Consider the following 13,321-nt stretch of genomic DNA (forward strand, 5'->3'; position numbering starts at 1 on the left):
TGTGCGCGAGAAAGAAAAAAATTCGCCAAACGTTTGCGAGTGCGCGGGAAAGTCGCTGGTTGACGCAAAACGTTGAGTAAGAGCTCGCGCGGGCGGGAAAGCGCATTCGGACGCTTCCGCGTTTGGAGGACGCAAGGCGCGGCGTTCTGACGTCGCTCAAGAGGCTTGAGCGCGGGAGCGCGTCATTTTGCCGCGAAACGGGGGACAGAGCCGGTGGGACAATCAATCATTACCTCCTGACATCGGCTCAGACATGTTGACCCCTACCGTTGTGATTCCCGCCCCGCCTTCGGCCCCGACTTCCGCCCCGAGTTCGGCCCCGGCTTCCGCAGTTCCGGGCGGCTCCGCCGTCACCTCGCCCGCACCGCGAGCCAGCCGCCGGGCGACGCCGCGTGCCGCCACGCGCACGCCCACCCGCAGCGCCGCGCGCTGCTCGAGCTGCTCGATGCGGCAGTTGTGCATGCCGCAAGGCTTGTCGAACGACGAACTTTCCAAACTCGAAACGCTGATCTGCTCGGCGCGCTCCGTGCATCGCGGGGAAGCGCTGTACCGCAGCGGCGACCGTTTCGACAACATTTATGCGGTGCGCTCCGGCTCGATGAAAACCGTCATGGCGCACCGCGACGGGCGCGAACAGGTCACGGGCCTGCGGCTTGCCGGCGAAGCGCTCGGCCTCGACGGCATCAGCGAAGACCGGCACGCGTGCAGCGCACTCGCGCTCGAGGACAGCACGGTGTGCATCGTCCCCTACACCGCGCTCAAGTCGCTGTGCCGCGAAATCGGCTCGATGCAGGAACGCCTGCACAAGCTGCTCGGCGAGCAGATCGTGCGCGAGGCGGCCCAGATGATGGTGCTCGGCTCGCTGTCGGCGGACGAACGGGTCGCGGCCTTTCTGCTCGACGTGTCCGAGCGCAATGCGCAGCGCGGCTATTCGTCGGCGGAGTTCAATCTGCGAATGACACGCGAGGACATGGGCAGCTACCTCGGCATGACGCTCGAAACCGTGAGCCGCACGCTGTCAAGATTTCAAAAGCGCGGCCTGATCGACACGCAAGGCAAGCACATTCGCATCGTCGATCTGGACGGCTTGCGGCAAGTCTGACCTCCATGCACAGGGCCGGCCGCGGCTCTTTGCACGTTTTTCCGGCGGGTCTTTTGCCTTGGCATGGCAACTGCGAGCGGGTACAGTCTTTGTTTAGTCCGTCCCCCGCAAGGAGACCCGGCGAAATGAACCGCGATCCCCGCCCGCATCACCCGCTCGTTCAGCGTCTGATCGACGCGCGTCAAGTTACCGACGCTCTCTTCTCCATCGTCAAGCCCGAGTTTCTGTACGAAAGACCGATTCGCGAGCGGCATCGCATCGTGTTCTATATCGGTCACCTCGAAGCTTTCGACCGTAATCTGTTCGATCAGCGTCTGTTCGAACTGCCCGCTTTCGATCCGCAACTCGATCAGCTTTTCGCCTTCGGCATCGATCCGGTTGATGGCGGCTTTCCCACCGATCAACCAGGCGACTGGCCTTCGCTCCAGACCGTGCGCGAGTATGGCCTGCGCGCTCGCGAACAGATCGACCGCGAACTGCGCGCGCTGACCGATTCCGCGCGCGTCGATGCGTCGGAGCAATTGCTGAATGTCGCGATCGAGCATCGGCTGATGCACGCGGAGACGCTTGCGTACATGCTTCATCAATTGCCGCTCGCACAGAAAGTGACCGAGTTGCGCGAGCCTGTCGTGACCGGTCCGGGGCGCGCGAACGGCGTATCGTCGATGGTCCGCGTGCCTGCGGGTTCGGCCACGCTCGGGATGCGGCGCGACGGCGGCCGCTTCGGCTGGGACAACGAGTTCGGCGAATTGCAAGTGGACGTGCCGGCCTTTGAGATCGACCGCTATATGGTGACGAACGGCGCGTTTCGCGCGTTCATCGACGCGGGCGGTTATCGCGAGCCGCAGTGGTGGTCGGAGCAGGATTGGGCGTGGAAGGAAGCCGAGGGCATCGAGCATCCGGCATGCTGGTCGCGGCGCAGCGTCAACAGCGAACGTAACGGTGAAGACAGCGGCGAAGGCAACGGCCGTCGCGACGAATGGACGTTGCGCACCATGTTCGACGACGTGCCCTTGCCGCTCGACTGGCCCGCGTACGTCAGCCACGCCGAGGCGAGCGCCTATGCGCGCTGGGCCGGCAAGGCGCTGCCCACCGAAGCGCAATGGCAACGCGCGGCACAGGGCGCGCCGCACGCGGGCTCGGGCAACTTCGATTTCCGTAGCTGGGATCCTCGGCCCGTCGACGCTTATCCGGAGAACGTGAGCGCATTCGGCGTGGAAGGCCAGTTCGGCAACGGCTGGGAATGGACGTCGACATTGTTCGACGGCTTGCCCGGGTTCGAGCCGTTTCCGTTCTATCTGGGCTACTCGGCCAATTTCTTCGACGGCAAGCATTACGTGCTGAAGGGCGGATCGGCGCGCACCGCACAGTGCATGTTGCGGCCGACGTTTCGCAACTGGTTTCAGCCGCATTATCAGTACGTTTATGCGGGGTTCCGCTGCGTGAGCGCGTGACGAATCACGCATAAGAGAACAAGAGCATAAGCCTGCCGAAAAAACCGGCAGGCTTGCTTATGCGTCGCTTCCTACGCGCGCGACTCGATCAGGCGTTGAAACCGCCGTCGATCGTCAAGCTCGCGCCCGTGACAAATGCCGCCTCCGGGCTGACAACATAGGCGACCATCCCTGCGATTTCATCCGGCCGTCCATGACGCGGAAGCGCCATGAAACCGTGCAGCATCGACGCGAAATCGCCGGATTCAGGGTTCATGTCCGTATCGGTCGGACCGGGCTGCACGTTGTTGACCGTGATGCCGCGCGGACCGAGATCGCGCGCGAGGCCCTGCACGAGTCCGCGCAACGCGGACTTGCTCATTGCGTACGCGGCGCCGCCGGGAAACGGCATGCGTTCGGCGTTGACGCTGCTGATGTTCACGATACGGCCGCCCTCGCCCATATGCGGCAACACCGCCTTCACCGCGACGAAAACAGCGCGCACGTTGACTTGCAGCGTCCGGTCGAAGTCTTCGAGCGAGAACGTCTCGACCGGGCCTAGCGCGAGCACCCCCGCGTTGTTCACAAGAATATCGATCTTGCCGAATTTGCCGGCGACATCGTCGATCGCGCGGCTCACCGCCGCGGCATCGCCCGCGTCCGCTTGCAGTGCGAGCGCGCGGCCGCCCTGCTGCTCGATGCTGCCGGCAAGTGCCTGCGCGGCCGCCGACGAACCCTTGTACGTGAACGCTACCGTCGCGCCTTCCTTCGACAAACGTTGCACGATTGCCGCGCCGATGCCCCGGCTGCCGCCGGTGACGAATGCAACTTTGCCAGTCAGATTTGCAGTCATGTCTTGCTCCAATGGGTGAGTGAGTGGAGAGCAGTATCGTCCTGACATTCCCCTTCGACTAGCGTGTGATCTAGACTATCTCTTTCAACTATTTGTCCGAAATCGCCGTGGAGCCTCTCAACCTGATCGAATCGTTTGTGCTCAGCGCAGAGCACCTGAGCTTCTCGGCGGCGGCGCGCCGGCTCGGCCTGACACCGGCCGCCGTGAGCAAGAACGTGGCGCGGCTCGAGACCTCGCTGGGTCTGCGGCTCTTTCAGCGCAGCACGCGCAAGCTCACGCTGACGACCGAAGGCGAAAAGCTGTTGCGCGAAGTCGCCGCGCCGTTCACCGCGCTGCAAGACGCGTTTGCCGGCGCGGCGGTTCAGGACGGCAGGCCCGCGGGCACGCTCAAGGTGAGTTTGGGACTGGCATTCGGCCGCGAATATCTGGTGCCCTTGCTGGGCGAATTCCTCGAGCACTATCCGGCGATCGTGCCGGATTGGCACTTCGATAACCGGCCCGTCGATCTGATCGCCGACGGCTTCGACGTCGCCATCGGCGGCGGCATTGAACTGACGCCGGGAATCGTGGCGCGCGAGTTGGCGCGCACGCATGTGATCGTGGCGGCATCGCCGGCTTATATGGCGACGCGCACGATGCCGAGGCACCCATCCGAACTGAGCGCGTTCGACGGAATCGTTCGCCGCTCGTCGACAACCGGCCGGTTGCGCGCGTGGACGCTGCAGAACCATGTGGGCGAGCAGTACCAGGCGGAGTGCCGCACGCGCATGATCTTCGACGACCCCGAAGCGATCGCGCATGCGGCGATGCACGGCCAGGGCGTCGCCTTCCTGCCGATGCCGCACGCAGCGCCCTGGCTCGCAAGCGGCGCGTTGATGCGTCTCTTGCCGGCGTGGTACGCGGACCAGGGACCGATATCGATCTACTACCCGAACAAAAAACTGTTGCCGGCGAGGACGCGCGTGTTTATCGATTTCGTCGTCGATGCATTTCGAAAGCAGAAGCTGGCCGCGAAATTCGACGGCCGATAAGGCGGCGCGTGGCCGCCTATAACGCACATGCTACGATTATCTGCCGTCATCTCAGCGAGCTTTCCGCACTCATGCTCAGACTCGTTTTTGTGCTTGTTTCAGCAGCGCTCGCCGCGCCGCTGTCGGCTTTCGCATTCGGAGGCGGGAATCCCGAGTACGACCAATGCATTCTGAATTCGCTCGCGAATAGCCAGAGCAATTACGCGGCGCGCGCCATTACCAATTCGTGCATCGCGCTCTACAAAAACGGGGCACTGCTGTTGCCGCGTGAAAGGGCCTATCACGTGTGTGTCTTGCAGAATGTGCAGAGCGTGCGAGGCGCGTTTGCAGTCAACGAAATCTTGCACGCGTGCCGTCGGCAGAATCCCATGTGAGGCGATGCCGACTCACGTTGCGCAACCGCGCTTGTTCTAATCAACCCGCCGCCCTAAAGCGCGACGCTCTCGAGCCGCGACGCCAGAAACTCCACGAATAGCCGCGTGCGCGCGGGCAGGCGCCGCGTAGGCAACCATAGCGCCTGCAACGGCAGCGGCGACAGTTCATAGTCGGTCAGGATCAGTTCCACGCGACGCTGCTGCACCAGTTCGCCAATCTGCCAGTACGCGGCGCGGCCAATGCCGAGACCGCTCGCAACGGCATCGTTGATCGCCGCCGTGCTGTTGCTTTCGAAGCGCCCGCGCACCTGCACCGACTCCTCCACTCCGCGTTTGCTGCGATAGCGCCACAGCGAGGCTTCCGGTAATGACGAGCGGACCACGCAATCATGCTGCTTCAAATCAGCCGGCCGCAGCGGACGCCCGCGCGCCTCGAGATAAGCGGGCGACGCGAACGTCACCCGGCGGATGGTGCCGAGCCGCCGCGCAATCAGATTCGAGTCAGGCGTCTCGCCGATACGGATGGTGACGTCCGCGCCGCTTGTCGCCGGATCGTCGTACTCCTCGGACAGATCGAGCGACGCCGTGAGTCGCGGATAGCGCGCGAGAAACGCCGCCACCAGCGGCGCGATATAGCGCGGACCGAAGAGCGTCGGACCGCAGATACGCAGACGCCCCGACACCGTGGTTGCATGCTCGGCCAGTTCGGCGCGCGCCATCGCGAGATCGGCGAGCACCTGCTTGATGCGCGTGTAGAACTGCTCGCCCGCCGTGGTGAGCCGGCACTGCCGCGTGGTGCGCGCGACGAGCAGCGTTCCCGCCTCGCGCTCGAGCACTTGCAGCGAGCGGCTGACCGCCTGCAACGACCGGTCGAGCCGTCGCGCGGCTGCAGTCAGGTTGCCTTCCTCGGCAATCGCGACAAAAACCTCGAGGTCGCGCAGCGATCCATTATCCATTTTTGCGGGAGAAAGAGTCATTTTCCGCCCTGATTATCTATCAGTTAAGCGCGAGTAGCATACGAAGCATCGTTCTCGCGGAGCCACCTGCGTATGCCATCGACCAATCAGAGTCCTGTCGCCGTTGCGACGCCCGCATCCATCGCGACGCGCCCTTATGCGATTGCCGTCGGCATTGCGGTACTCGGTTTGTACGCGTCGCAGGCGCTCGTCAACGATCTCGCCACGTCTGTCGGACTCGGCGCGTGGGCCAACATGGTGACGATGCTGACGCTCACTGGCTACGCCGCCGGCCTGCTGCTTCTCGTGCCGCTCGTCGACCTGTTGCCGAACCGGCCGCTCATCATCGCGACGCTCGGCGCACAAGTGTTGTCGCTCGCCGTGCTCGCCGCCGCTCGCGAGCCGGTGGCCTTCCTGGCGGCGTCGTTTTTCGTTGGGCTGACGTCGAGTGCGATACAGATGCTCGTGCCCGTCGTCGCATCGCAAGCGCCGGAGGCCGATCGCGGCCGCGTCGTCGGCGACGTGATGAGCGGCCTGATGCTCGGCGTGCTGTTGTCGCGGCCGGCGGCGAGCCTGATCGCCGGCGCGTTCGGCTGGCGCAGCTACTACGCGATCGACGCCGCCGCGCTTGCCGTCATGTCGGCATGGCTGTGGACGCATGTGCCCGATCGGCGTCCCGTTCATCAAAGCTCGTATGCCGCGTTGATCGGCTCGCTGCTGCATCTGATCCGCGACGAACCGGTGCTGCGGCGGCGCGCGCTGTACCAGGGTCTGTTGATGGTGTCGTTCAACCTGTTCTGGACGAGCGTGGCTTTGAAGCTCGCGAGCGCGCCGCTGCGGCTCGGCCATGTCGGGGTGGGTCTGTTCGCGCTGGCCGGCGCGGGCAGCACGATCATCGCGCCGGTCGCGGGACGTCTTGGCGACCGTGGCCTCGACCGGCAAGCGACCATCGCCTTCCACTCGATCGTGGTGCTGGCGAGCTGCATCGCGCTGCTCGGCGGCAGCAGCGGCCTGTCGCCGGCCGCTTCGCTCGCGCTCCTCGTGCTCGCGGCGCTGCTGCTCGATCTCGGCGTGATCGGCGATCAGGCGATGGGGCGCCGCGCGGTCAACCTGCTCAACCCGCAGGCACGCGGCCGCGTGAACGGCCTTTTCACCGGACTCTTTTTCGTCGGCAGCGCAATCGGTGCGCTGCTCGCGGGGCCCGCATGGGCGTTCGGCCACTGGATGGGTGTGTGCATCGCCGCCGCGGCATTTGCGCTCGCCGCAAACGTACTGCATGTCGTGCAGACGGCGGCGCCGACGCGCACGTCGCGCACGGCGCCTTCTGGTGCCGAGCCACGCCCTTGATATCGCACCTTTCCACTTGAGGACAAACCGATCATGGATGCAACCCGTTCTACTTTCCGCTATTCGACGGTGAACGTCGACGGCGTCGACATTTTCTATCGCGAGGCAGGGCCGAAGGACGCGCCGACCCTTCTACTGCTGCATGGCTTCCCATCGTCTTCGCGGATGTACGAACCGCTTATGCCGTTTCTCGCGCCGGAGTTTCGCGTTATCGCGCCGGACTATCCGGGCTTCGGCAATAGCGAGGCTCCGTCGCCCGAAAGCTACGCGTACACGTTCGACAACATCGCGCGATCCATTGAACAGTTCGCCGATGCGTTAAAGCTCGATCGCTACGTGCTGTTCATGGCCGACTATGGCGGCCCGGTAGGATTCCGGCTTGCGATGGCCCGGCCCGACAAAGTGAAGGGCATCGTGATTCAGAATGCCGTTGCGCATGAAGAAGGACTCGGACCGCTGTGGGAAACGCGCAAGGCGTTCTGGAAAGACCGCGCGCAACACGAAGCGAGCTTGTGGGCCAATCTCGCCTCGCCGGATGCGTTGAAGCTGCGGCACGTGGGCACGAGCCCGAACCCACAGCGCTACGACCCGGACAACTGGCGCGACGAAGAACAGTTTCTTGCGCGCCCTGGACAGGCCGCCATTCAGACGGACCTCTTCTACGATTACCGCACGAACCTCGAATCGTATCCGCGCTGGCAAGCGTGGTTGCGTGAGCATCGGCCGCCTACGCTCGTGACCTGGGGCAAGTATGATCCGTCGTTCACCGTGCATGGCGCCCACGCCTACAAGCGCGACGTTCCGGACGCCGAAGTGCATGTGCTCGATGCCGGCCACTTCGCGCTGGAAGAAGCGAGCGACGACATCGCCGCGTTGACGCTCGATTTCATGCGGCGCGTGTGGGCACGTTGACACAGTATGCATCGCGCATCACCGACTATCGACCCGCGCTCTTTGATTAAAAAATTAATGTAGCGCCGGCTTTATTGTCCTTGTCAGATAGCTACCACAGCACGCTTTCATGACAGGTAAATAACGAATAGCCCGCGATGCGCACTGCGTTTACCGATACGGTCCAGGAGAGCTTCACCACGCTCACGCCGACAGCCAAGCGCATTGCCACCTATATGCTGGCGAATCTCGATCGGCTCGGCCTTGAGACGGCCGATCAGATCGCGCAGCAAACGGGAACGAGCGGCATTTCCGTTGGACGCTTTCTGCGCAGCATCGGCTATCGCAATCTGGATGACCTGAAGCGCGAGTTGCGCGGAGCGCAAACGCGTCCGTGGTTTATTACCGACCGGCTCGACGAGTATCGCAACGAGCGCCACGACGAACACTCGGAGGGCATGAGCCGGCAGCATGCGGCACTCGCACGGTCGCTCGATCTTGAAGTCGATGCCGTGCGCTACGTCTATCAGCTCGCAGAAAGCGAAGCATTTGGCCGCGTCGCTCAACATGTTGCGACGGCGGACGCCGTCTATATCGTCGGCATTCAATCGACTCGCGGCATATCGAACGCGTTCTTCAGCTACCTCGAATATCTGCGCCCGCGTGTGTTCTATTCCGACGGCATGTCGGGTTCCTATGTGGATTCATTGAACTCCGAATTCGCTTCGCCCTATCTGATTGTGACGGACACGCGCGCCTATTCGCGCATCGCACGCCGTTATTGCGAAGCCGCGGCGCAGCGCAACATCGCGTTTGCGCTCGTCACCGATCTTTATTGCCCGTGGGCGCGCGACTTCAATTGCGATCTGTTGCAAGTGAAGACGGATGTCGGCCAGTTCTGGGATTCCCTTGCGCCGCTCACGTGTCTGTTCAATCTCTTGCTGAGCTCGATTGTCGAGCACCTCGGCCCTGCCATCGACGAGCGCGTTGCGCGTAACCGCGAACTGCAACGCGAACTCGATCAGTTCGAATTCTGACCACCATGACCGACAAACATCGCCTGATACACATTACGCGCGACACGCATCGCGTGGACATCGACCTCGTTTACGCGACGCCGCGCAACTTCACCGGCAAGCCGATTTACCGCGAAGCGCATTGCCTGCTGCTCGAACCGGCCGAAGCCGCATTGCGTAAAGCCGTCGAACTCGCGGAGAGTATAGGCATGAGCTTGCTCATCTTCGACGCGTACCGTCCGCCTCAAGCGCAAAAAGTACTGTGGGACTTTCTGCCCGATCCGACTTACATCGCGGAACTCGGCCGCGGCTCGAACCATAGCCGGGGCACGGCTATCGACCTGACGTTGATAGACGGCAATGGCGAACCGCTCGACATGGGCACCGGTTTCGATGAAATGGTGAAAGCCTCGGAACACTTTCACCACGGCCTGCCGCAACACGTGCAGCGCAATCGGCTGCTGCTGCTCGGCATCATGCACGCAGCCGGCTTTACGCACATCGCAAGCGAATGGTGGCATTACGAATTGCCTGGCTCGCGCGCGCTGCCGGTCATCGACAACAGCGAAAGCGGCCCATTGAAGTTGATGTGATTGGTTTCCGGCTGTCCATTTGCAGGTTCTCTTCCTTTAGATACGGAGCGAGTATGAATCTGGTTTTGCGCAATGCGCTGGCAGCAGTCGCGGTGGTATCCGCGCTGACATTTTCCGTCACCATGACAGGCAGCGCGCTCGCGGCGACGCCGAAAGACATGCTTGTCATGGCCACGACGCTCGACGAATTCTCGACACTCGACCCCGGCGAAGTCTATGAACTGGTGCCCGAGGAATACGTCGCGAATACCTATGACCGTCTTGTGCGAGTCGATCTGAAAGACCCGTCGAAATTCAATGGCGACGTCGCACAATCGTGGAGCGTGAGCCCCGACGGACTCACGTTCACTTTCAAGATTCGCTCTGGCCTCAAGTTCCATTCGGGCAATCCGCTCACGGCCGATGATGTCGCGTGGTCGATCCAGCGCTGCGTGCTGCTGGATAAAGGCGCTGCCGCCGTGCTGCAAGGCATTGGCCTCACCAAAGACAACGCGCTGCAGAAAGTCCAAAAGATCGACGATTCGACAGTCAGCATCACGACCGATCAGAAATACGCGCCCACCTTTGTACTCAATGTTCTCGGCGCGTGGCCCGCATCGGTGCTCGATAAAAAGCTGCTGATGTCGCATCAGAAAGGCAACGACTTCGGCAACGAATGGCTGCGCACGAACGAGGCCGGATCGGGCGCATACAAGCTCGTCAAATGGACCGCCAACGACAGCATCATTCTGCAGAAATACGACGATTACCGCATGCCGCTCGCGATGAAGCGCATCGTGCTCCGTCACGTTCCCGAAGCATCGAGCCAGCGCCTGCTGCTGGAAAATGGCGATGCTGACGTCGCGCGCAATCTGAGTCCCGACGATCTCGCGGCATTGACGAAATCCAACAAGGCGCATGTGATGGCAGTGCCGCAAGCGACACTGCTCTATCTCGGTCTGAACGTGAAGAACCCGAATCTCGCGAAGCCGGAAGTACAGGAAGCAATGAAATGGCTGATCGATTACAACGGCATTCAGACGAACGTCGTGAAGACGACTTATAAGGTTCATCAAACGTTCTTGCCGGAAGGCTTTCTCGGCGCACTCAATAGCAACCCCTATCACCAGGACGTTGCGAAGGCGAAGGCACTGCTCGCCAAAGCGGGCTTGCCGAACGGCTTTAGCGTCACGATGGATGTGCGCAGCGCCTATCCGTACAACGAAATTGCACAGGCAGTGCAAGCCAATCTGGCTCAAGGCGGAATCAAAGTCGAGATCATTCCTGGCGATAACAAGCAGACGCTCGCGAAGTATCGCGCGCGTCAGCATGACATTTATATCGGCGAATGGTCCGCCGACTATATCGACCCGCACAGCAATGCGCAGGGCTACGCGTGGAATCCGGACAACTCCGACAAGTCCTCGTACAAGATGCTCGCATGGCGTAATTCGTGGGACATTCCCGATCTGACGAAACAGACCAACGCCGCGCTTGCCGAGTCGTCCACCACAAAACGCGCACAGCTTTATCAGACGATGCAAAAGGACATGCTCGCGCATTCGCCGTTCGTCATCATGTTCCAGCAGGTATCGCAGGTAGCGATGCGCCCAGGCGTGTCTGGACTCGAAGTGGGGCCGATCAACGACCTCGTTTCGTATCTGCACGTGAAGAAGCAGTAATCGCCTGGCGGCGCTGGATCATGTCGACAACCCTGACTCCTATCGACCGCATTCGCGCCGTGTCCGCGCGCCGCGCAAGCGTGCGTTGGACACTGCGCGTGCTGCGCTGGGCGCTCACGCTCGCCATCACGTTTACGGGCCTGCTTGCCGTGACGTTCGTGATTGGCCGCAAGGTGCCGATCGACCCTGTGCTCGCGATACTCGGCGATCGCGCGTCGGCGGCCGCCTATGCGGCCGCGCGTATCCAGTTGGGTCTCGACAAGCCGCTTGCCGAGCAATTCCTGATCTACGTGAATGCGGTATTGCATGGCGACCTCGGCATGTCGCTGCTAACGGCCAAGCCCGTGCTCGACGACATCCGCCGCGTCTTTCCCGCGACGCTCGAACTGGCGACGCTCGCGACCATCGTCGGCGTATTGGTCGGCGTGCCGCTCGGCGTCGTCGCGGCGACGCGGCATAACCGCTGGATCGATCACGTTGCGCGCTTCGTGGGGCTGATCGGCAGTTCGGTGCCTGTGTTCTGGCTCGGCCTGATGGGACTGTTGCTGTTCTACGCGAAGCTGCATTGGGTGTCGGGCCCTGGCAGACTCGACCCGGTGTTCGACGGCATGGTCGACTCGCGCACAGGAAGCCTGCTCGTCGATTCGCTGATGGCCGGCGAATGGGACGTGTTCTTCAACGCGGTCTCACACGTCGCGTTGCCTGCCGCGATACTCGGCTATTACTCAGTTGCGTATCTGAGTCGAATGACGCGCTCGTTCATGCTCGATCAGTTGAACCAGGAGTACATCACGACGGCGCGCGCGAAGGGCGTGCCCGAACGCCGCGTCGTGTGGGTGCATGCGTTCGGCAATATCGCGGTGCCGCTGCTCACGGTGATCGCGCTTTCGTATAGCTTCCTGCTCGAAGGTTCGGTGCTCACCGAGATCGTATTTGCGTGGCCCGGCATTGGATCGTATCTGACGGGTGCGCTGCTCAATGCCGACATGAATGCCGTACTCGGCAGCACGCTCGTGATAGGCGCTACTTTCATCGCGTTGAATCTGCTCACCGACGCGCTCTATCGCGTGTTCGATCCGCGCGCCCGCTGATGCAAAGGAGACTACTTACGTGCGTCCTCCTCTCGAACATTCGACGCAGGACTGGCCGATGAATGCGCCGCGCCTTTCGTGGAAGCAATGGCTGCTCACCGACACGCCCGCGTCGCGCAAGCAGGCCGCGTTGGGCCTTGCCTATCGACGCTGGCGGCGTTTTGCGGGTAATCCTTTATCCGTGTTCGGCTTTGCGATTCTGATGGTGCTCGTGATCGTCGCGATCATCGGACCGTGGATCGCGCCACATGATCCGTTGCGCCAGGTGCTCTCCGACCGCTTGCTGCCACCGGGCTCGGCATCGCATTGGCTCGGCACCGATCAGCTTGGGCGCGATATTCTCTCGCGCATCATCTATGGCTCGCGACTGACTCTGTCGATAGCGATCCTCGTGGTCGTCGTCGTGGTGCCGATCGGCCTGATGATCGGCACGACCGCGGGCTTCTTCGGCGGCTGGGTCGATAACGTGCTGATGCGCATCACCGATATTGCGCTCGCGTTTCCGAAGATCGTGCTCGCGCTCGCGTTCGCTGCTGCGCTTGGGCCCGGCGTGATCAATGCGGTGATCGCGATCTCCATCACCGCGTGGCCCGCGTATGCGCGTCTCGCGCGCGCCGAAACATTGAGGCTCGTGCAGGCCGACTTCATTCAGATCGCGCGTCTGCAAGGCGCGTCGAATCTGCGGATTTTGCTGCGTTATGTGATGCCGCTGTGCATGTCGTCCGTGATCGTGCGCGCCACGCTCGACATGGCGGGCATCATTCTCACTGTCGCGGGTCTCGGCTTTCTCGGGCTCGGCGCGCAACCGCCGAGTCCCGAATGGGGCTTCATGGTCGCTTCCGGCCGCAACGTGCTGCTCGATTCATGGTGGGTCGCGACGCTCCCAGGTTTCGCGATCCTGCTCGTGAGCCTCGCGTTCAACCTGCTCGGCGACGGATTGCGCGACGTGTTCGATCCGCGCCACGGAGACTGA

At 62.4% G+C, this 13,321-nt stretch carries 13 protein-coding genes; 11 read left to right on the plus strand and 2 right to left on the minus strand.

The window, feature by feature from the left end; genetic code table 11:
• Positions 1–253 precede the first annotated feature (253 nt).
• Together fnr and BGRAMDRAFT_RS15190 are read left to right on the plus strand one after the other, a co-directional pair.
• The gene (fnr, locus tag BGRAMDRAFT_RS15185; protein WP_107706929.1) at positions 254–1,102 is read left to right on the plus strand and encodes a fumarate/nitrate reduction transcriptional regulator Fnr; all 849 of its coding nucleotides are present in this window, start codon (positions 254–256) and stop codon (positions 1,100–1,102) included.
• A gap of 125 nt (positions 1,103–1,227) precedes the next feature.
• Positions 1,228–2,556 carry an SUMF1/EgtB/PvdO family nonheme iron enzyme gene (locus tag BGRAMDRAFT_RS15190; RefSeq protein WP_006049658.1) on the plus strand — a complete coding sequence of 443 codons (1,329 nt, stop codon included), beginning with the start codon at positions 1,228–1,230 and terminating at the stop codon, positions 2,554–2,556.
• 88 nt (positions 2,557–2,644) lie between these two features.
• Here the strand turns inward: BGRAMDRAFT_RS15190 and BGRAMDRAFT_RS15195 are convergent, their stop codons facing one another.
• The gene (locus BGRAMDRAFT_RS15195; RefSeq protein WP_006049659.1) at positions 2,645–3,388 is read right to left on the minus strand and encodes an SDR family oxidoreductase; all 744 of its coding nucleotides are present in this window, start codon (positions 3,386–3,388) and stop codon (positions 2,645–2,647) included.
• A gap of 107 nt (positions 3,389–3,495) precedes the next feature.
• On the opposite strand from BGRAMDRAFT_RS15195, the gene BGRAMDRAFT_RS15200 reads away from it, so the two are divergent.
• Both BGRAMDRAFT_RS15200 and BGRAMDRAFT_RS35935 read left to right on the plus strand, forming a co-directional pair.
• Complete coding sequence (locus BGRAMDRAFT_RS15200; protein ID WP_006049660.1) at positions 3,496–4,419, plus strand: LysR family transcriptional regulator; 924 nt, start codon at positions 3,496–3,498, stop codon at positions 4,417–4,419.
• A 71-nt stretch (positions 4,420–4,490) separates the two neighbouring features.
• Complete coding sequence (locus BGRAMDRAFT_RS35935) at positions 4,491–4,793, plus strand: VF_A0006 family four-cysteine protein (RefSeq protein WP_006049661.1); 303 nt, start codon at positions 4,491–4,493, stop codon at positions 4,791–4,793.
• Positions 4,794–4,846: 53 nt separating this feature from the next.
• Here the strand turns inward: BGRAMDRAFT_RS35935 and BGRAMDRAFT_RS15210 are convergent, their stop codons facing one another.
• Positions 4,847–5,770: a LysR family transcriptional regulator gene (locus BGRAMDRAFT_RS15210; protein ID WP_006049662.1), complete on the minus strand. Its 924-nt coding sequence runs from the start codon at positions 5,768–5,770 to the stop codon at positions 4,847–4,849.
• A gap of 72 nt (positions 5,771–5,842) precedes the next feature.
• On the opposite strand from BGRAMDRAFT_RS15210, the gene BGRAMDRAFT_RS15215 reads away from it, so the two are divergent.
• From BGRAMDRAFT_RS15215 to nikC, 7 genes are all read left to right on the plus strand, one after another.
• Complete coding sequence (locus BGRAMDRAFT_RS15215; protein ID WP_006049663.1) at positions 5,843–7,096, plus strand: MFS transporter; 1,254 nt, start codon at positions 5,843–5,845, stop codon at positions 7,094–7,096.
• A gap of 33 nt (positions 7,097–7,129) precedes the next feature.
• Positions 7,130–8,008, plus strand: a complete 879-nt coding sequence (locus tag BGRAMDRAFT_RS15220) for an alpha/beta fold hydrolase (protein WP_006049664.1) — start codon at positions 7,130–7,132, stop codon at positions 8,006–8,008.
• A gap of 137 nt (positions 8,009–8,145) precedes the next feature.
• Positions 8,146–9,024 carry a sap1 transcriptional regulator SapR gene (gene sapR, locus BGRAMDRAFT_RS15225; protein ID WP_006049665.1) on the plus strand — a complete coding sequence of 293 codons (879 nt, stop codon included), beginning with the start codon at positions 8,146–8,148 and terminating at the stop codon, positions 9,022–9,024.
• A 5-nt stretch (positions 9,025–9,029) separates the two neighbouring features.
• Positions 9,030–9,596: a D-alanyl-D-alanine dipeptidase gene (ddpX, locus tag BGRAMDRAFT_RS15230; protein ID WP_006049666.1), complete on the plus strand. Its 567-nt coding sequence runs from the start codon at positions 9,030–9,032 to the stop codon at positions 9,594–9,596.
• A 53-nt stretch (positions 9,597–9,649) separates the two neighbouring features.
• A complete protein-coding gene (locus tag BGRAMDRAFT_RS15235) occupies positions 9,650–11,257 on the plus strand; it encodes an ABC transporter substrate-binding protein (protein WP_006049667.1) in 1,608 nt (535 codons plus the stop codon).
• 20 nt (positions 11,258–11,277) lie between these two features.
• Positions 11,278–12,348, plus strand: a complete 1,071-nt coding sequence (locus BGRAMDRAFT_RS15240) for an ABC transporter permease (protein WP_006049668.1) — start codon at positions 11,278–11,280, stop codon at positions 12,346–12,348.
• A gap of 58 nt (positions 12,349–12,406) precedes the next feature.
• Entirely contained in the window at positions 12,407–13,321 is a 915-nt protein-coding gene (gene nikC / locus BGRAMDRAFT_RS15245) for a nickel transporter permease (RefSeq protein ID WP_006049669.1), read from the plus strand.

Origin of the sequence: Paraburkholderia graminis C4D1M, assembly GCF_000172415.1 — a bacterium.
Lineage (GTDB): Bacteria > Pseudomonadota > Gammaproteobacteria > Burkholderiales > Burkholderiaceae > Paraburkholderia > Paraburkholderia graminis.

Coding starts and splice junctions, on each gene's coding strand:
- BGRAMDRAFT_RS35935 (WP_006049661.1), top strand. CDS start 4,491: ATGCTCAGACTCGTTTTTGTGCTTGTTTCAGCAGCGCTCGCCGCGCCG.
- BGRAMDRAFT_RS15195 (WP_006049659.1), bottom strand. CDS start 3,388: ATGACTGCAAATCTGACTGGCAAAGTTGCATTCGTCACCGGCGGCAGC.
- BGRAMDRAFT_RS15210 (WP_006049662.1), bottom strand. CDS start 5,770: ATGACTCTTTCTCCCGCAAAAATGGATAATGGATCGCTGCGCGACCTC.
- BGRAMDRAFT_RS15240 (WP_006049668.1), top strand. CDS start 11,278: ATGTCGACAACCCTGACTCCTATCGACCGCATTCGCGCCGTGTCCGCG.
- BGRAMDRAFT_RS15235 (WP_006049667.1), top strand. CDS start 9,650: ATGAATCTGGTTTTGCGCAATGCGCTGGCAGCAGTCGCGGTGGTATCC.
- nikC (WP_006049669.1), top strand. CDS start 12,407: ATGAATGCGCCGCGCCTTTCGTGGAAGCAATGGCTGCTCACCGACACG.
- fnr (WP_107706929.1), top strand. CDS start 254: ATGTTGACCCCTACCGTTGTGATTCCCGCCCCGCCTTCGGCCCCGACT.
- BGRAMDRAFT_RS15190 (WP_006049658.1), top strand. CDS start 1,228: ATGAACCGCGATCCCCGCCCGCATCACCCGCTCGTTCAGCGTCTGATC.
- BGRAMDRAFT_RS15220 (WP_006049664.1), top strand. CDS start 7,130: ATGGATGCAACCCGTTCTACTTTCCGCTATTCGACGGTGAACGTCGAC.
- ddpX (WP_006049666.1), top strand. CDS start 9,030: ATGACCGACAAACATCGCCTGATACACATTACGCGCGACACGCATCGC.
- sapR (WP_006049665.1), top strand. CDS start 8,146: ATGCGCACTGCGTTTACCGATACGGTCCAGGAGAGCTTCACCACGCTC.
- BGRAMDRAFT_RS15215 (WP_006049663.1), top strand. CDS start 5,843: ATGCCATCGACCAATCAGAGTCCTGTCGCCGTTGCGACGCCCGCATCC.